The 18,228-nt window shown below is 59.4% G+C and carries 16 protein-coding genes; 8 read left to right on the forward strand and 8 right to left on the reverse strand.

What is annotated here, in order from left to right; all coding sequences use genetic code 11:
- Nucleotides 1-66 precede the first annotated feature (66 nt).
- A complete protein-coding gene (tapW, locus tag BN1135_RS03270; RefSeq protein ID WP_042018838.1) occupies nucleotides 67-1,206 on the reverse strand; it encodes a type IVa pilus ATPase TapW in 1,140 nt (379 codons plus the stop codon).
- A gap of 58 nt (nucleotides 1,207-1,264) precedes the next feature.
- Entirely contained in the window at nucleotides 1,265-1,621 is a 357-nt protein-coding gene (locus BN1135_RS03275; protein WP_005353120.1) for a DMT family protein, read from the reverse strand.
- Nucleotides 1,622-1,733: 112 nt separating this feature from the next.
- Here BN1135_RS03275 and BN1135_RS03280 point away from each other — a divergent pair, with 112 nt between their 5' ends.
- From BN1135_RS03280 to BN1135_RS03290, 3 genes are all read left to right on the forward strand, one after another.
- On the forward strand, nucleotides 1,734-2,465 hold the full coding sequence (locus BN1135_RS03280) for a substrate-binding periplasmic protein (protein ID WP_042018839.1): 732 nt from the start codon (nucleotides 1,734-1,736) through the stop codon (nucleotides 2,463-2,465).
- Nucleotides 2,466-2,564: 99 nt separating this feature from the next.
- Nucleotides 2,565-3,572: a vitamin B12 ABC transporter permease BtuC gene (btuC, locus tag BN1135_RS03285; protein ID WP_042018841.1), complete on the forward strand. Its 1,008-nt coding sequence runs from the start codon at nucleotides 2,565-2,567 to the stop codon at nucleotides 3,570-3,572.
- Complete coding sequence (locus BN1135_RS03290) at nucleotides 3,559-4,356, forward strand: ATP-binding cassette domain-containing protein (RefSeq protein WP_042018842.1); 798 nt, start codon at nucleotides 3,559-3,561, stop codon at nucleotides 4,354-4,356. The genes btuC and BN1135_RS03290 overlap by 14 nt, the downstream gene beginning before the upstream one ends.
- Nucleotides 4,357-4,472: 116 nt before the next feature.
- On the opposite strand, the gene BN1135_RS03295 is transcribed toward BN1135_RS03290, so the two are convergent.
- Entirely contained in the window at nucleotides 4,473-5,534 is a 1,062-nt protein-coding gene (locus tag BN1135_RS03295) for a 3-deoxy-7-phosphoheptulonate synthase (protein WP_042018846.1), read from the reverse strand.
- Between the two features lie 144 nt (nucleotides 5,535-5,678).
- On the opposite strand from BN1135_RS03295, the gene BN1135_RS03300 reads away from it, so the two are divergent.
- On the forward strand, nucleotides 5,679-6,059 hold the full coding sequence (locus BN1135_RS03300; RefSeq protein WP_042018847.1) for a diacylglycerol kinase: 381 nt from the start codon (nucleotides 5,679-5,681) through the stop codon (nucleotides 6,057-6,059).
- Between the two features lie 208 nt (nucleotides 6,060-6,267).
- On the opposite strand, the gene serA is transcribed toward BN1135_RS03300, so the two are convergent.
- The 4 genes from serA to BN1135_RS03320 form a co-directional block, all read right to left on the reverse strand.
- The gene (serA, locus tag BN1135_RS03305; protein ID WP_042018849.1) at nucleotides 6,268-7,500 is read right to left on the reverse strand and encodes a phosphoglycerate dehydrogenase; all 1,233 of its coding nucleotides are present in this window, start codon (nucleotides 7,498-7,500) and stop codon (nucleotides 6,268-6,270) included.
- Between the two features lie 207 nt (nucleotides 7,501-7,707).
- On the reverse strand, nucleotides 7,708-8,361 hold the full coding sequence (gene rpiA, locus BN1135_RS03310) for a ribose-5-phosphate isomerase RpiA (RefSeq protein ID WP_042018850.1): 654 nt from the start codon (nucleotides 8,359-8,361) through the stop codon (nucleotides 7,708-7,710).
- Nucleotides 8,362-8,522: 161 nt separating this feature from the next.
- A complete protein-coding gene (locus BN1135_RS03315) occupies nucleotides 8,523-9,119 on the reverse strand; it encodes a 5-formyltetrahydrofolate cyclo-ligase (protein ID WP_042018852.1) in 597 nt (198 codons plus the stop codon).
- Between the two features lie 140 nt (nucleotides 9,120-9,259).
- On the reverse strand, nucleotides 9,260-10,594 hold the full coding sequence (locus BN1135_RS03320) for a Na+/H+ antiporter NhaC family protein (RefSeq protein WP_042018853.1): 1,335 nt from the start codon (nucleotides 10,592-10,594) through the stop codon (nucleotides 9,260-9,262).
- Nucleotides 10,595-10,925: 331 nt separating this feature from the next.
- Here BN1135_RS03320 and dapB point away from each other — a divergent pair, with 331 nt between their 5' ends.
- The gene (gene dapB, locus BN1135_RS03325; RefSeq protein WP_042018855.1) at nucleotides 10,926-11,738 is read left to right on the forward strand and encodes a 4-hydroxy-tetrahydrodipicolinate reductase; all 813 of its coding nucleotides are present in this window, start codon (nucleotides 10,926-10,928) and stop codon (nucleotides 11,736-11,738) included.
- A 259-nt stretch (nucleotides 11,739-11,997) separates the two neighbouring features.
- Here the strand turns inward: dapB and BN1135_RS21955 are convergent, their stop codons facing one another.
- Entirely contained in the window at nucleotides 11,998-12,237 is a 240-nt protein-coding gene (locus BN1135_RS21955; protein ID WP_139245026.1) for a hypothetical protein, read from the reverse strand.
- Between the two features lie 153 nt (nucleotides 12,238-12,390).
- Between BN1135_RS21955 and carA the strand changes: the two genes are divergently transcribed.
- From carA to BN1135_RS03340, 3 genes are all read left to right on the forward strand, one after another.
- Nucleotides 12,391-13,527 (forward strand): glutamine-hydrolyzing carbamoyl-phosphate synthase small subunit, encoded by a 1,137-nt coding sequence (carA, locus tag BN1135_RS03330; RefSeq protein WP_042018857.1) that lies wholly within the window; start codon nucleotides 12,391-12,393, stop codon nucleotides 13,525-13,527.
- Nucleotides 13,528-13,543: 16 nt separating this feature from the next.
- Nucleotides 13,544-16,768, forward strand: a complete 3,225-nt coding sequence (gene carB, locus BN1135_RS03335) for a carbamoyl-phosphate synthase large subunit (RefSeq protein WP_042018859.1) — start codon at nucleotides 13,544-13,546, stop codon at nucleotides 16,766-16,768.
- Nucleotides 16,769-17,073: 305 nt separating this feature from the next.
- On the forward strand, nucleotides 17,074-18,225 hold the full coding sequence (locus tag BN1135_RS03340; RefSeq protein WP_042018861.1) for a DUF1615 family protein: 1,152 nt from the start codon (nucleotides 17,074-17,076) through the stop codon (nucleotides 18,223-18,225).
- The last annotated feature ends 3 nt before the right edge of the window (nucleotides 18,226-18,228 follow it).

Raw genomic sequence — 18,228 nt, forward strand, 5'->3', positions numbered from 1 at the left:
TAGGCGTGTGTCTCGAGAAAAGTGGTAGCCCCCCGAGCCGATTAAGGCCCGGGGGGCAGGTGAGCACTAGAAGTGATCGTTTTTCTCGTCCTTGGTGGGTTCGAGGCTCCAGCCGGTGGCATCGCTGCTGCTGGCGATCTGCCCCTTCTCTTTCCACAGCTTGATCTTGAGGCGCAGGTTGTTGGCCGAGTCGGCGTTCTTCACTGCTTCTTCCTCCTCAATCACCCCTTCCACCACCAGATCGAACAGGGCGCTGTCAAAGGTGACCATGCCGAGGGCTTTGGATTTTTCCATCACCTCTTTGAGGCTGCCAAATTCACCGCGCTTGATCATGTCGCGGATGGTGTGGGTGCCCAGCATGATCTCCACTGCCGCCCGGCGGCCGCCATCGGTGGTTTTCACCAGTCGCTGGGAGACAAAGGCCTTGAGGTTGTTGCCCAGATCGTTGAGCAGTTGCGGACGGCGCTCCTCGGGGAAGAAGTTGATGATGCGATCCAGCGCCTGGTTGGCGTTGTTGGCGTGCAGGGTGGAGATGGCAAGGTGGCCGGTTTCGGAGAAGGCCAGCGCATGTTCCATGGTCTCGCGATCGCGGATCTCGCCGATAAGGATGACGTCCGGTGCCTGACGCAGGGTGTTTTTCAGGGCGGCGTGGAAGCTGCGGGTATCCACGCCAACTTCCCGCTGGTTGATGATGCTCTTGCGGTGACGATGCACGAACTCCACCGGATCCTCGATGGTGATGATGTGGCCGCCGCTGTTGCGGTTGCGGTGGTCGATCAGCGCCGCCAGCGAGGTGGATTTGCCCGAGCCGGTGCCGCCGACAAACAGCACCAGTCCCCGCTTCTCCATGATGGTATCGAGCAACACGGGTGGCAGTTTGAGATCTTCAAAGCGGGGGATCTCGGTCTTGATATTACGGGCCACCAGGGAGACTTCGTTACGCTGCTTGAAGATGTTGATCCGGAAACGGCCGATCTGGGGCAGGGAGATAGCAAGGTTCATCTCCAGCTCCTTCTCGAACTGCTGTTTCTGCTCGCCATCCATGATCTCGGCGGCGATCCTGGCCACGTCGCCGGGCGCCAGTGGCGTGTCGTTCAGAGGCCGCATGCCGCCGTGGAATTTGGCGCAGGGAGGGGCTCCGGTTGAGAGATAAAGGTCCGAGCCATCTTGCTGGGCCAGGATCTGTAGCATGTCTCGCAATTCCATTGTTTTGCCTCGTCTATCAAGGAGATGCCATAAGCGGGATGATATTGAGTGTACAGCCTCAGGCGCCGGTCAGTTTCTCGCGAAAGACAAAAAAGACCGCACCGAGAATGCAGAGCCCTGCCCAGAGGTAATCCCATTTCAGATCTTCTTTGAGATAGAAGATAGAGAAGGGAACGAATACGGTGAGGGTGATCACCTCTTGCAGGATTTTCAGCTGGCCCACGCTCATCACAGTGTGGCCGATGCGGTTGGCGGGCACTTGTAACAGATATTCGAACAGGGCGATACCCCAGCTCACCAGCGCGGCAATGATCCAGGGTTTATGGTTCATGCTCTTGAGGTGAGCGTACCAGGCGAAGGTCATAAAAACGTTGCTGCACAGCAGCAGACCGATACTGGCGAAAATCGGGTTCATAGGGTTCTCCTTGAAAATCCGGCGCATTTTATCCCTGAACCACGGGTTTTCATACGTGGTGCGGGAGGGTATTTTTAACCAACAGGATAAGCCGTGCGAGGTATGCGACGGGATGGGCAAGTTATGCGGGATAGTGTTGTTACTGTTATTTGCCATGCCGGTGCGTGCGACCCCGACGCTGACGGTGGCCACCGATCTCTGGCCGCCATTTCGCATTTTGCAGCCGGATGGCCGGTTGCAGGGGCTCGATATGGACATCTTGCGCCGGTTGCAACAGGCGAGCGGCATTGAGTTGCAGGTGCGGCGGATGCCGTGGGGCAGGGCGCTCAAGCAGATGCAGACCGGTCAGGTCGATTTGATGATTGGGCTCGCCTATACCGCCGAGCGGGCACAGTTCATCGACTATCTGCAACCTGCCTACTACCAGTGCTGGCCGGCGTTTTATGGTCAGCCGGTCAATGTGGCCCGGATCCACCAATACCGCGATCTGCAGGGGGTGAAGGTGGGCTATGTGCTTAACTCCGTCTACTTTGAGCCCTTCAACAGTGACAGCCGCCTCGACAAGCACGGGGTACCCACCGAAGATCAGCTGCTGCGCATGGTGCAGCGCGGTCACCTGCCGCTGATGATCGGCACCGACTGTCAGGTGGACTATGCCCTGAGTCAGGGAAATGCCAGCCGGATAGGCAAGGCGGACTACCGACCCGCCACGCCGGTGACCCTCTATCTGGGGATGAGCAAGCACTCACCTCACCAGTCGCTGCGCCAGCCCTTGCTGGTGGCGCTGCAAAATCTGGTGGCCAGCGGCGAGATAAGCGTGATGGCCAAGCGTTACCAGCCTTGACCTTGGGTGGCAAGCCACTGTTATCATGCCCTTTTCCTGCTTCCCCACGGCGCTGCGACAGTGCTTGGGATGAAGCCTTGTTATTGTCGGGGATCATCCTTGTACCTCTCCCTTATCGCCCGCCAGCAGCGCTGGCAGCGGCGCTGGCTCTGTGGCCTGACGTTGCTGACCCTGCTGCTGTTTCTCTTCTCCCTCGTCTGGGGCGAGTTTGTGCTGCTGCCCTGGCAGCCCCTTGGCGATCTCGAACAGCGTATCCTGCTGGAGCTGCGGCTACCGCGCGCCCTGCTGGCCCTCTTGGCAGGCGCGGCGCTTGCCTGTGGCGGCGCCGTGTTGCAGGTGATGCTGCACAACCCGGTGGCGGAGCCCGGGCTGCTTGGCGTCTCGAGCGGAGCGGGGCTGGCCGCCATGGTGGCGATGGCGGTGGCCAAATCCCTTGGCCTCTATCTGCCCGGCTGGGGGCTGTCGCTGGCGGCCTTTGGTGGCGCGCTGCTGGTGACCATGCTGCTCATTCGGCTGGCTCGCCGCGCCCGTCTCGGCCATGCCCGCTTACTGCTGTTTGGCGTCGCCATCGGCATTCTCACCAATGCTGCCATGACCTGGCTGATGTACTTTGCCGACGACGGTTCCTTACGTGAATTCATGTTCTGGATGATGGGTAGCCTCTCTTACGGCAGCCAGCAGTTCGGCTGGTGGTGGCTGGTGCTGCCGCTCACCCTGATTTGGCTCTGCTGGCAGGGCAAGGCGCTGCAACAGCTGCTGCTGGGGGAGACCCAGGCCCGCCTGATGGGAATGGATGTGGACAGGATGCGGGTGCGGTTGGTGCTGGCGGTCTGTCTGCTGACCGGTGTGGCGGTGTCGTTGTGTGGTGTCATCGGTTTTGTCGGGTTGGTGGTGCCCCATCTGCTGCGGCTCTGTGGCGGCAGCGATCAGCGCTTCCTGCTGCCTGCCTCGGCGCTCGGCGGCGGGGCCCTGCTGCTGGCGGCCGATCTGTTAGCTCGCTCGGCACTCAGTGCTGGCGAGCTGCCCATCGGGGTCATTACCGCCTCGGTGGGGGCACCGCTCTTTATCTATCTGCTATTGAGGCAAGATACCGATGTCGCCCGCTGATCCCATCTCTGTTGCTTCTCGTGCTGCTGCGCCGCTGCTGGAGGCGCGCGAGCTCGCCATTGCCGGACGGCTATCTCCCCTCGATATCCGCTGGCATGGCGGCCAGCTGGTGGCGCTGCTCGGCCCCAATGGTAGTGGCAAGTCGACCCTGCTCGGCGCGCTGGCGGGGATTTTGCCCGCCGATGGCTCCGTGCTGTTGGGGGGGGATGTGCTCACTGACCTGAGCTGGCCAGAGCTGGCTAAACGGCGCGCCATGCTGCCCCAGCGCCAGCCCCAGCTGTTTCATATTCCGGTGTTTCAGGTGCTGAGCCTGGGCCTTGATCAGGAGGTTGATCCCGCCAGACAGAACGAGGCGATCAGGGCGCTGTGCGAGGCACTGGAGCTGGAGACTTTGTTGGCCCGGGATTTCAGCCGATTGTCGGGGGGCGAGCAGCAGCGGGTGCTGATTGCTCGCACCCTGTTGCAGGTGTGGCCGAGCCTCAATCCGACCGGCAAGGTGCTGCTGCTGGATGAGCCGCTGGCGGGGCTCGACCTGCATCATCAGCTGGCACTGCTGCGGTTGCTGAAAAAACTGGCCGGTCAGGGCTTGCTGGTGGTGCTCGCCATCCACGATATCAATCTGGCCATCGACTGGGCCGATCGCATCCTCTGCCTGCAACAGGGCGCAGTGGTGCGTGAAGGGGGCGTCGAGCTGGTGGATGAGGCGCTGCTGGAGCAGGTATTCCAGATCTGCACCGACCGCATCGAAGCGGCAGGGCGCGTGTGGTTTATGCCCAGTTTGTAAGTAGGGTGTATAGGAAAGAGCGCGTATGTAGGGTCGATTAGCGAAGCGTAATCGGCCGACAGCAAGAAGAAGGGGCCGGTATCAAAAATACCGGCCCCTTTGGTTTTATTCGCAGTTCAAGCCTGTTTGCTCAGGCGCACCTGTGCTGCTTCGGCCAGCATCGCCAGCAGGGTTTCGGTGTCGCTCCACGACAGGCAGGCATCGGTGATGCTCTGGCCAAAGGTGGCGGCGCAGCCGTTCTCCACATCCTGACGCCCTTCCACCAGGAAGCTTTCTGCCATGATGCCGGCGATGCCGGTACGGCCGCGGCGCAGCTGATCGCAGATATCTTGCGCCACCAGCAGCTGACGGCGGTGATCCTTCATGCTGTTGCCGTGGCTGAAATCGACCACCAGACGCTCCGGCAGGTCCACATCGGCCAACGCTTCACAGGCTTCATCGACACTGGCGGTGTCGTAGTTGGGTCGGTGGCCGCCACGCAGGATCACATGACCAAAGGGGTTACCGGCGGTGCGGTAGATGGTCATCTTGCCGTCCTTGTCCGGCGAATAGAAGATGTGGCTGTGGCGGGCGGCGCGCACCGCATCGATGGCGATGCGGGTGTTGCCGTCGGTGCCGTTCTTGAAGCCAACCGGGCAGGAGAGGGCCGAGGCCATCTCGCGGTGCACCTGGGATTCGGTGGTGCGCGCGCCGATGGCGCCCCAGGTGATGAGATCGCTAATGTACTGGCCGGTCACCATATCGAGGAATTCGGTGGCGGTGGGCATGCCGATCTCGTTGATGTCGACCAGCAGTTTGCGTGCCAGTTTCAGCCCTTCGTTGACGTCGAAGCTGCCATCGAGGCGAGGATCGTTGATCAGCCCCTTCCAGCCGACGATGGTGCGCGGCTTCTCGAAGTAGGTGCGCATCACGATGCAGAGGCTCGCTTTATACTGCTCGCGCAGGGCATTGAGGCGACGGGCATATTCGTGGGCGGCGACGGGATCATGGATGGAGCAGGGGCCGACGATGACCAGCAGGCGCTGATCGTCTCCGGCCAGAATGGCTTCCACTTCGCGACGGGCATCCAGCAGATTCTGGGCAGTGGTATCGGTGATCGGAAACGCGTGTGCGAGCTCGCTCGGAGTGATCAGTGACTCCAGGCGACGGGTGCGCAATTCATCTGTGTGAATGGACATACAACTCAAGTCTCGAGTGGGTGGTGTCAGCCGCAAGGGGCGAAAAAGCAAAGAGATAAAATAAAGCAAAAGTCCCCTGATTGAAACCTTGGGGGGCTCTGATAGGATGTGAGGCCAAAATCGATTCCAAATGAGGTAGATAGCGTGGCAAAGCCAGGGGCAACCGGGGTCACCCGCATCATCAACGCGACCGGTTACAGCATGAAGGGGCTCAAGTCAGCCTGGATTAACGAGGCGGCGTTTCGGCAGGAGCTGATGCTGATCCTGTTGCTGATGCCGCTGGCGTTCTGGATTGGCGACTCCCTCAACCAGATCCTACTGCTTATCACCATCAGCTGGCTGGTGGTGATCGTCGAGATCCTCAACTCCGCCATCGAGGCGGTGGTCGACCGCATCGGCCCTGAGCATCACGAGCTATCCGGCCGCGCCAAGGATCTCGGCTCTGCTGCGGTGTTTATCGCGCTGGCCCTCAATGGGCTGGTATGGGGCGCGCTGGTGGGCCGCAATCTGCTGGGCTGGTGGTAAGTCAGATCTGGTTTTCTATCGTGTATCTGCCCTCTCCCTTTGGAAGAGGGCAGGGTGAGGGATGTATCTTCTCCCCCTCATCCCCAGCCCTTCTCCCGCAAGGGGAGAAGGGGGCAAAAGAGCAAAGACGCGGAGGTGCGTTGAGCATCGCATCATAAAAAAGCCCGTCATCACGACGGGCTTTTTGCTGGGCCGATAAACGGGTTTATCAGTGGAGGATACGCGCACGGATGGTGCCGTTGATCTCCTTGAGCTTGGCGAGCGCCTTCTCGCTGTGCTCGGTCTCCACGTCGATCACCACATAACCGATATGGCTGCTGGTCTGCAGGTATTGACCGGCGATGTTGATCCCCTCTTCGGCGAAGATCTGGTTGATCTGGTTCATCACGCCCGGCTGGTTGCGGTGAATGTGCAGCAGGCGGCTGGAGCCCTTGTGGCCCGGCAGCGACACTTCCGGGAAGTTGACGGCGGAGAGGGTGGAGCCGTTGTCGGAGTATTTGATCAGCTTGTTGGCCACTTCCAGCCCGATGTTCTCCTGCGCTTCATGGGTGGTACCACCAATGTGTGGGGTCAGGATCACGTTCTCCAACCCACGCAGCGGGCTTTGGAACTCCTCGTCGTTGGACTTGGGCTCGATGGGGAAGACGTCGATGGCGGCACCGGAAATATGACCACTCTTGATCATATCAGCCAGCGCATCGATATCCACCACGGTACCGCGGGCGGCGTTAATCAAGATGGCGCCTGGTTTCATCATCCGCAATTGTTCGGCGCCGATCATATCTTTGGTGGAGGCAGTCTCCGGTACGTGCAGGCTGATGACGTCGGACATATTGAGCAGCTCGACCATGCTCGGCACCTGAATGGCGTTACCCAGCGAGAGCTTGTTCTCGATGTCGTAGTAATAAACCTTCATGCCGATGCTCTCGGCGATGATGCCAAGCTGGGTACCGATGTGGCCGTAGCCGATGATGCCGAGCTTCTTGCCACGGGCTTCCACCGAACGATTGGCCAGTTTTTCCCACACGCCGCGATGGCACTTGGCGTTTTTCTCGGGGATGCCGCGCAGCAGCAGCAGGATCTCCCCCAGTACCAGCTCGGCCACCGAACGGGTGTTGGAGAAGGGGGCGTTGAAGACCGGAATGCCGCGGATCTGGGCCGCTTCCAGCTCAACCTGATTGGTGCCGATGCAGAAGCAGCCGATGGCGACCAGCTTGTTGGCGGCATCCAGCACCTTTTCGGTGATCTGGGTGCGGGAGCGCAGCCCGATGAAATGGACGTCGCGAACCTGCTCGATCAGCTCCTCCTCAGAGAGTGAGGTCTTGAGATACTCCACACTGGTGTAACCTGCGCCGCGGAGGGTCTCTACGGTATTGGGATGAACCCCCTCCAGCAGCAGCACCTTGATTTTATCCTTGTCCAACGAAAACGTGGCAGTCATGACGATCCCTCTATGTGTGAAGCGTAAGTGCAGATTTGGTGTGCGAAGAAAACCGTAAAGTAGCAAAAACGTTCGGGAGAGGGAATATTTGTGACGAAAGTCAAATTCTTTGAAGTTATCAACGATTGTTGTAAACATTCGTTTGCAACTTGTTGAGGGGTAAATAAAAACGGCGCCATCAGGCGCCGTGTTTCAGTCGGAGGGTAATTACTGGATAACCACGCCATCCGGGGTGCCGATCACCACCACGTCTGCGCCGCGTGCGGCGAACAGGCCGTTGGTGACCACACCAACGATGGCATTGAGCTGTACTTCCAGCCCTTTGGCATCGGTAATGGCCATATCCTTCACATCCAGGATGATGTTGCCGTTGTCGGTGACCACACCTTCACGCCAGACCGGGTTGCCGCCCAGTTTGCGGATCTCGCGGGCCACGTATTCGCGGGCCATCGGGATCACTTCTACCGGCAGTGGGAACTGGCCCATCACCTCAACGGTTTTGGTGTTGTCGATGATGCAGATGAACTTGTCGGCCACGGCGGCGACAATCTTCTCGCGGGTCAGGGCTGCGCCGCCGCCCTTGATCATGTCGCGGGTGCCGTTGATCTCGTCGGCGCCATCCACATAGACGGAGAGGGCGTCGATCTCGTTGAGATCATACACTGTGATGCCGAAGCCCTTGAGGCGCTCGGTGGAGGCCACGGAGCTGGATACCGCCCCCTTGATCTCGTCCTTCATGGTCGCCAGCGCGTCGATAAAGTGGTTGACGGTAGAGCCGGTGCCCACCCCGACGATGGTGCCGGGAACCACATACTTGAGCGCAGCCCAACCGGCCGCCTTCTTCATTTCATCTTGAGTCATGATCGTTCCTTAAGAAAAAAGCGGGCGCATTATATCCAACCCGGTACCCCGTCGCGACCTTGTTGCTCACGTTCCGGGGCAAAAAGCAGTGCTTGGTAAATCGTTTGCCTGTTTATTCTGCGTTTGCGCGCACAAAGCCGGGTCTGCCGGCCAAAAACAGCCTATTCAAAGCGCCAGCAGTGGCTCGGGGTGATGATCTGGGGCAGCGGCACGTCCCACTCCTCTTGCGGTACCGCATCCACTTGCTGGCAGTCGTGGGCAATGCCCAGGGGCTTGGGGCCCAGCTTGTGCTCATGCCAGATGGCAAGGGTGCGATCGTAGTAGCCGCCACCCATGCCAAGGCGATTGCCTGCAGCATCGAAGGCGACCAGCGGAGTGCAAATCAGGTCGAGGGTACTGTGAGGCACCACCTGCAGGATATCCAGCTCCGGCTCTTCGATGCCGTAGCGGTTGCGCACCATGGGGCTGGTGGCGGTGTAGTGCAAAAAGAGCAGGTGACCCGGAGTAAAGGGGTGGAGCACCGGCAGGTAGACCTCTTTGTGCTGGGCCCACAGCCAGTGGATGGTGGGCAGAGGGTTGATCTCCCCGTCATTGGCCAGATAGAGGGCAATGCGTTTGGCGGCTAGGATCTCGGGGTGCTGCTTGAACTGGGCCAGCAGCTGTTGGGCTGCCTCTTGTTGCTCGGCCTGGCTCAGATTTTTGCGGCGTTGACGAACCAGTTGGCGCAGGGATTGACGTTCGGGTTGGGACTCATGCATTGGGAACCTCTGGTATAGCTGCGCATCGATGGCTTGAACGCGCTCTACCTTAGCACATTCACTCTGGACGTTAAGGGGGGTGACAGGGGCTGCGGTGCAGCCCCTGTTGATGGCATGTCGGCATGCCAGCGTCGGATCTGTTACTTGTCAGCCTTGCTGCGCATCTGGTGCTTCACGAACACTGCAATTAGCGCAGCCACAGCCAGTGCCATCGGATAGAAGCTCATGCTCACCACCGCCAGCGGCGACAGCGCGAAGATGGAGCCCAGCAGCAGTGCCTGTGCGCCCCAAGGGATCAGACCTTGTACCACGCAGGAGAAGATATCGAGCATGGAAGCGGCGCGGCGCGGGGTGACCCCGTGATGCTCGGCCAGATCCCGGGCCACCTTGCTGGCGACGATAATGGCCACAGTGTTGTTGGCGGTGCAGAGGTTGGTGAGGCTCACCACCCCGGCGATGCCGAGCTCGGCCGCTTTCTCGTTCTGTTCACCGTTGTGCTCGCGAGTGAAACGGGCAATCAGGGCGCTGATGCGCTCGCTGATCCAGGCCAGCCCACCCTGACGTTCCATTAGGGCGCCGAGGCCACCGATCAGCATGGAGAGCAGGAAGATCTCCTGCATGCCGGTAAAGCCCTGATAGATATCCTTGCTGAACTGACCGATGGCGTAGCCGTTGACCATGCCCACAGTTCCAGCGGCCAGAATGCCGATCCCCAGCACCACGAATACATTCACCCCGGCGAGCGCCAGCCCCAGAATGAGCAGATAGGGCATTACCTTGACCAGCTCGATGGCGTTGTCGTTGGCAGGGGCTTCACCCACTGACCCCAGGGTCAGATAGAGCAGGATCACCGCGATGGCGGCAGGAGCGGCAATTTTGAAGTTCTCGCGAAACTTGTCCTTCATCTCGCAGCCCTGACTGCGGGTGGCCGCGATGGTGGTGTCGGAGATGATGGAGAGGTTATCGCCAAACATGGCGCCGGAGAGAATGGTGCCCGCCATCAGCACCGGATCGATACCGGCCGCCTGCGCCACGCCAAGGGCCACCGGCGCCACGGCACCTATGGTGCCCATGGAGGTACCCATGGCGGTAGCAATAAAGGCAGAGATCAGGAACAGCCCGGGCAGCAGCGCCCAGCCGGGGATGAGCGACAGACCCAGCGCCACGGTGGCATCAACGCCGCCGGTGGCCTTGGCCACGCTGGCAAAGGCACCCGCCAGCAGATAGATAAGGCACATTGCCATGATGTTGCTGTGGCCGACCCCCTTGAAGAAGGTCTCCAGATTGCTGTTGAAGCCCTCCTTGCCAAGCAGCAGGGCGAGCATCACGGCAGGCAGGGCCGCCACGGGAGCGGGCAGCTGATAGAAGGCGAACTCGACCCCTTGCAGGGTCAGCCAGGTACCGGTACCGATAAAGAGTGCGAGAAAAACCAGGAGTGGCAGCAAGGCCCTGGCACTGGGTTGGATCTGGATCATGTGTTCCTCTGAAATTGAACAATGACCTCCTGTCATGCGCTGCTTTATGCCGTTATCGAAGATAAAAAGGGGAAAACAGGGCGGGCATCCTGCCGCATTGGGAGGCCACAGTAGTGACTCACCCCTTTCCGGTCAAGGTAGACGTCCAGACGGATGGGTGTTTTTGTCTGGTGATTTTGTCACTTTGATTAAATCCGTTAAATGTTCGGATTAAATGAAATATCTCGTTGATTTGTCGGAATGCTTGGTTGACTCACAGTGGGCTTTTCAAAGCAGGCGCAGGCTGGTAAAACGGTCTCTTTCCATAATTAAAAGTGATGAGAGGGTGGAGATGGACAATCCGATCCGTGTGGCCGTGATGGGCTGTAATGGTCGTATGGGCAAGGTGCTGCTGGAGGCCATCACCAATACCGATGGCGTGGTGGTCGGCGCGGCGCTGGAGCGCCCCGGTTCTGTGGTGATCGGGCTTGATGCCGGTGAGCTCAACGGGCTGGGCCATCTGGGTGTGGCCATCAGCGACAGCCTCGACAAGGTACGTGACGCATTTGATCTGATCATCGACTTCACCCGCCCCGAGGTGACTCTGGCCAATCTGGCCTTTGCGCTGGCCCACCACAAGCAGATGGTGATCGGCACCACCGGCTTTGACGAGGCAGGCAAGGCGGCGCTCAAAGAGGCGGGCAAGCAGATCGGCATCGTGTTTGCGTCTAACTATTCGGTCGGTGTCAACCTGGTGTTCAAGCTGCTGGAGCAGGCCGCCAAGGTGATGGGGGATTACACCGACATCGAGATCATCGAAGGGCACCATCGTCACAAGGTGGATGCACCGTCCGGTACCGCGCTTTCTATGGGAGAGGTGGTGGCCAAGACGCTCGGACGTGACTTGAAAGAGTGCGCCGTTTACGGCCGCGAGGGGATCACCGGCGAGCGGGATCGCAACACCATCGGCTTTGCCACCATCCGTGCCGGCGATCTGGTGGGGGAGCACACCGTCATGTTTGCCGATATCGGCGAGCGGGTGGAGATCAGCCATAAGGCATCCAGCCGTCTGACCTTCGCCAATGGTGCGGTGCGGGCGGGCAAGTGGCTTAGCCAGCAGCGAGCCGGTCTATATGACATGCAGGATGTGCTTAATCTGAAGTGATCAACCTGATGCATCTGTTGTGAACCACCCCGGCTTGCCGGGGTTTTTACTGTCCAGTGATTGCATTAATGCAAAAATGGCAGTTTTGGTGCTTATTTTGCCTGAGTTGCGGTAAAGGCACTGTTTTGTTTGTTCTGCCAGATCGTCCCTCCCAAAATGTCATCGTCAGGTAACGAAGTTGAGTGGCATTTTGGCTCTCCCTGCGATTTTTTTACACATCACCAAAAAGACTAAAAATTCAAACAAAGAAAAACGTTTTCTATTTTTTCAGTGCAATCTTTTGCCATTCAAATGGCATTATTCTTCTAGTTATATTTTTAGTGAAAACTATAACTAATTGTTTTAAGTTTAAAATTAATCTGATTTTGTTGTTATTGAAGGTTTGACGCCCTCTTTTGATGGTGATTTTTTCTTTTCTTTCATCAATGGGGGTTGCAAAGGCGGTTAGTGCATAGATAATGGGTAAAGTTGCTTTTTTATTGAATTTAGATGCATTCAATCTGAGAAAAGACGTTGAATTGCCACTTTTTTTAAGTAAAATGCGCCCAATTTGCCAGAAATCTGCCGGTTTTGAGCCCTGTTTGAAACAGGGGTTGAGCCCGCAACACCCAGGTAAGTTGCTGAATTTAAAGCTAAATAACTGGAGGTTGTCTTGAGTTACACTGCATTGCTAGTGCTGGAAGATGGAACTGTGTTCAAAGGCGTGTCGATAGGCGCCGAGGGATGTTCCGTTGGTGAAGTGGTTTTCAATACGTCGATGACGGGCTATCAGGAAATTCTCACCGATCCCTCTTATTCCCGTCAGATAGTCACCCTCACTTACCCCCATATAGGCAACACCGGCACCAACAGCGAAGATGAAGAGTCCAGTCAAATCCACGCTCAGGGATTGATCATCCGGGACCTTCCGATACTTGCCTCCAATTTCCGCAATCAGCAATCCCTCTCCGATTACCTCAAGTCTCACAACATCGTTGGCATCGCCGACATCGACACCCGCAAACTGACCCGCATCCTGCGCGAGAAAGGCGCCTTGGCTGGCTGCATCCTTGCAGGTAAACAGGTTGATGAGGCTTATGCCCTCGAACAGGCGCGCGCCTTCCCCGGTTTGAAGGGGATGGATCTCGCCAAAGAGGTAACGGTTGGTGAAGCCTATAACTGGACCGAAGGTAGCTGGCAGCTTGGCAAGGGGCACATCACCCCGGATGCCGACCAGCTGAAATACCACGTGGTGGCCTACGACTTCGGCGTCAAGCGCAACATCCTGCGGATGCTGGTTGACCGTGGCTGCCGCCTGACCGTAGTACCGGCCAAGACCCCGGCCGCCGAGGTGCTGGCGATGAATCCCGATGGCATCTTCCTCTCCAACGGCCCCGGCGACCCCGCGCCGTGCGACTACGCCATCGAGGCCATCAAGACCTTCCTCGGCACCAATACCCCGGTGTTTGGCATCTGTCTGGGTCACCAGCTGCTGGGTCTGGCCTCCGGTGCCAAGACCATCAAGATGAAGTTCGGCCACCATGGTGCCAACCATCCGGTCAAGAGCCTCGATGACAACACAGTGATGATCACCGCCCAGAACCACGGTTTTGCGGTGGACGAGCAGACCCTGCCGGATTGCCTGCGCGCCACTCACGTCTCCCTGTTCGACGGCTCCCTGCAAGGCATTCACCGCACCGACCGTCCGGCTTTCAGCTTCCAGGGTCACCCCGAAGCGAGCCCGGGCCCGCACGACTGTGCCGGTCTGTTCGACCACTTTATTGAATTGATCAAGCAGTATCGCGCTTAAGAGGAAAAGAGAAGCCATGCCAAAACGTAACGACCTACAGAGCATCCTGATCCTCGGCGCTGGCCCCATTGTTATCGGCCAGGCCTGCGAATTTGACTACTCCGGCGCCCAGGCCTGCAAAGCCCTGCGCGAGGAGGGCTACCGCGTCATTCTGGTGAACTCCAACCCGGCCACCATCATGACCGACCCGGAGATGGCAGACGCCACCTACATCGAGCCCATCACTTGGGAAGTGGTACGCGAGATCATCAAGAAAGAGCGCCCGGATGCCGTACTGCCCACCATGGGCGGCCAGACCGCACTGAACTGCGCGCTGGATCTTGAAAAACACGGCGTACTGGCCGAGTTCGGGGTCGAGATGATCGGTGCCACCGCCGACGCCATCGACAAGGCCGAAGATCGCCGCCGCTTTGACATCGCCATGAAGAGCATTGGTCTGGAGTGTCCGCGCGCCGGTATCGCCCACAACATGGAAGAGGCCTGGGGCGTGCAGCAGATGGTCGGCTTCCCCTGCATCATTCGTCCCTCCTTTACCATGGGTGGCTCGGGCGGCGGCATTGCCTACAACACCGAAGAGTTCGTCGAGATCTGCGAGCGCGGTCTGGACTTGTCACCGACCAAAGAGCTGCTGATCGATGAGTCGCTCATTGGCTGGAAAGAGTACGAGATGGAAGTGGTGCGGGATCGCAACGACAACTGCATCATCGTCTGCACCATCGAAAACTTCGATCCCATGGGCATCCACACCGGTGACTCCATCACGGTCGCGCCAGCCCAGACGCTGACCGACAAGGAGTTCCAGATCATGCGCAACGCCTCCATGGCGATACTGCGCGAGATCGGCGTCGAGACCGGCGGTTCCAACGTCCAGTTCGGCATCAACCCGAAAGATGGCCGCATGGTCATCATCGAGATGAACCCGCGGGTGTCCCGCTCCTCTGCGCTGGCCTCCAAGGCGACCGGTTTCCCCATCGCCAAGATTGCTGCCAAGCTGGCCATCGGTTACACCCTCGACGAGCTGATGAACGACATCACCGGCGGTCGCACTCCGGCCTCCTTCGAGCCGGCCATCGACTACGTGGTCACCAAGGTGCCGCGCTTCAACTTTGAAAAGTTCGCCGGTGCCAACGACCGTCTGACTACCCAGATGAAATCGGTCGGCGAAGTGATGGCCATCGGCCGTAACTTCCAGGAGTCCCTGCACAAGGCGCTGCGCAGCCTCGAGACCGGCAAGACCGGCTTCGACCCCATGGTTGACCTCAATGCCCCGGACTCCCTGACTCGCATCCGTCACGAGCTGCAGGATGCCGGCTGCGACCGCATCTGGTACATCGCCGATGCGTTCCGCGCCGGTCTCTCCATGGATGGCATCTTCAAGCTGACCAAGATTGACCCCTGGTTCCTGGTGCAGATTGAGGATCTGGTGAAGCTGGAAGAAGAGGTGAAAGAGCGCGGCATGGCCGGTCTCGATGCCGACTTCCTGCGCGCCCTCAAGCGCAAAGGCTTCGCCGATGCCCGTCTGGCCAAGATCCTCGGCGTGGCCGAAGGCGAAGTGCGCAAACTGCGCGCCCGCCACAATATCTTCCCGGTCTACAAGCGGGTCGATACCTGCGCCGCCGAGTTCGCCACCAACACTGCCTACATGTACTCCAGCTACGACGAAGAGTGCGAAGCGGCTCCGAGCAACCGCGACAAGATCATGATCATCGGCGGCGGCCCGAACCGTATCGGTCAGGGTATCGAGTTTGACTACTGCTGCGTACACGCGGCGCTGGCCCTGCGCGAAGACGGTTACGAGACCATCATGGTCAACTGCAACCCGGAAACTGTCTCCACCGATTACGACACCTCTGACCGTCTCTACTTCGAGCCGGTGACCCTGGAAGATGTGCTGGAAATCGTCCGCATCGAGAAGCCCAAGGGCGTTATCGTCCAGTACGGTGGCCAGACCCCGCTGAAACTGGCCCGTGCGCTGGAAGCCAACGGCGTGCCGATTATCGGTACCAGCCCGGATGCCATCGACCGCGCCGAAGACCGCGAGCGCTTCCAGTCTGCGGTTGAGCGCCTCGGCCTCAAGCAGCCAGAAAATGGCACCGTCACCGCGTTGGAACAGGCAGTGCTGACAGCCGAGCGGATCACCTACCCGCTGGTGGTGCGCCCTTCCTATGTATTGGGTGGCCGCGCCATGGAGATCGTCTATGACGAGACCGACCTGCGTCGCTACTTCGCCGAGGCGGTGAGCGTCTCCAACGAATCACCGGTGCTGCTGGACCGCTTCCTGGACGATGCCACCGAGCTGGACGTGGATGCCATCTGCGACGGCGTTGACGTGGTCATCGGCGGCATCATGGAGCATATCGAGCAGGCCGGTATCCACTCCGGTGACTCCGGCTGCTCCCTGCCACCTTATACCTTGTCCAAGAAAATTCAGGACGAGATCCGCGAGCAGGTGCGCAAGCTGGCGCTGGAGCTCGGTGTGGTCGGCCTGATGAACGTGCAGTTTGCGGTCAAGGGCGATGACATCTACCTCATCGAAGTGAACCCGCGCGCCGCCCGTACCGTGCCGTTTGTCTCCAAGGCGACCGGTGCGCCGCTGGCCAAGATTGCCGCCCGCGTCATGGCCGGTCAGTCGCTGCAACAACAGGGCTTCACCAAAGAGATCATCCCGCCCTACTACTCGGTGAAAGAGGTGGTACTGCCGTTCGCCAAGTTCCCGGGTGTTGACCCGCTGCTGGGGCCAGAGATGCGCTCTACCGGTGAAGTGATGGGGGTGGGCAACAGCTTTGCCGAGGCCTATGCCAAGGCCCAGCTGGGTGCCAGCCACGCCGTGCCGAAAGAGGGCCGCGCGTTGTTGTCTGTGCGTCACAGCGACAAAGCGCTGGTGGTGGATTTGGCTGCCAAGCTGCTGGAGCTGGGCTACGAGCTGGATGCCACTCACGGCACCGCAGTGGCGCTGGGCGAAGCCAGCATCAACCCGCGCCTGGTCAACAAGGTGCACGAGGGTCGCCCGCACATTCTGGATCGCATCAAGAATGGCGAGTACACCTATATCGTCAACACCGCCGAAGGGCGAGTGGCGATCCAGGACTCCAAGCAGCTGCGTCGCGCCGCCTTGCAGCACAAAGTGGCTTATACCACCACCATGAATGAGGCGTTTGCCACCTGCATGGCCATCAGCATGGATGCTACCGCCAACGTCAACTCGGTGCAGGAGCTGCATCAGCGCGTGAAAAACCGCTAATCACTCCGCGAGCGAGCCACACTCGCACCGCATATATAACCAACCCCCGCCAGCGATGGCGGGGGTTTATTTTTATCCGCCGCTGACAGTGCGGTTCGGGACGAGTGAGTCATTGAGGAAGGTCATGGCTGCTGCATCGCAGTCAGCGGATGGCGCGTGGGGCGGCAAAAGTGGGCAAGGGGAGGGCGCAGAGGCGTGAGCGGGTTTCAACTGCCGCAGGCAATCCTCTACAATGGCCTCACTTTGCTTGTCAGTGCAGCGCCACAGGCGCTGCCTGAAGTGGTCAACCCAAAATGGAAATGCTTATGACCGCAGTGCCTTCATGTCGTCTTATTGCCCTCAGTGTTGCCTTGCTGCTGGCCGGTTGTGCCAGTGATCCCACCTCCGCCCCGACCAAAGAGGCGAGCGTTAGCGCCCCCAAGACTCCGCCTGCCATGCAGCCGCGCAAACCGGCGGACATGAAGAGCCGCATCGTGACATTTCTGCCCCGCAATGTGGTCGACAAGCAGGGGTGGGCCAACGACGTGGTGACGGCGCTCACCACCCAGGGGGTGACGGTCAATGATCACAACGTCTGCTCCGTGCTGGCAGTGGCAGAGCAGGAGGCCACCTATCAGGCCGATCCCGTGGTGCCGGGCCTTGGCAAGATCGCCTGGAAGGAGATCAACTCACGGGCGGCCAAGCTGTTGATCCCCGAGTTTATGGTGCGGGCCGCGCTCTCCATCAACTCGCCCACCGGCAAGAGCTATGCCGAGCGGATCGACAAGCTGCGCACCGAGCGGGAGATGAGCGAGATCTTCGAGGACATGATCAGCATGCTGCCGATGGGCAAGACGCTGTTTGGCAACCTCAACCCGGTGCATACCGGTGGCCCGATGCAGGTGAGCATCGCCTTTGCCGAGGCCAACGCCCGTGGCTACCCCTATCCCGTCAAGGACTCCATTCGCCACGAGGTCTTTACCCGCCGTGGCGGCATCTGGTTTGGCACCAAGCATATTTTCGGTTATCCCGCCGACTACCCGGATACCCTCTACCGCTTTGCCGACTTCAACGCCGGTTGGTATGCCAGCCGCAATGCCGCCTTTCAGGCCGCAGTCAGCCGTTTGAGTGGCAAAACTCTGGCGCTGGATGGGGATCTGATCCGCTATGACTCGGATCTGCCGGGCAACACCGAGCTGGCCGTCTACACCCTCGCCAACCGAGTCAATATGAGTAAACAGGCGATCCACCAGAGTTTGCGCAAAGGGGATACCGCCGAATTTGCCGAGACCGACCTCTACCATCGCATCTTTACCCTGGCCGACCAGCAGGCTGGCAAGCGGCAGCCCCGCGCCATCCTGCCCGGCATTCAGCTAAAGAGCCCCAAGATCACCCGCAATCTCACCACCGCCTGGTTTGCCAAGCGGGTGGATGACAGGGAGCAACGCTGCGTGCGGCAGATGGCGACCATTCGCTAAGAA

Origin of the sequence: Aeromonas sobria, assembly GCF_000820145.1 — a bacterium.
Lineage (GTDB): Bacteria > Pseudomonadota > Gammaproteobacteria > Enterobacterales > Aeromonadaceae > Aeromonas > Aeromonas sobria.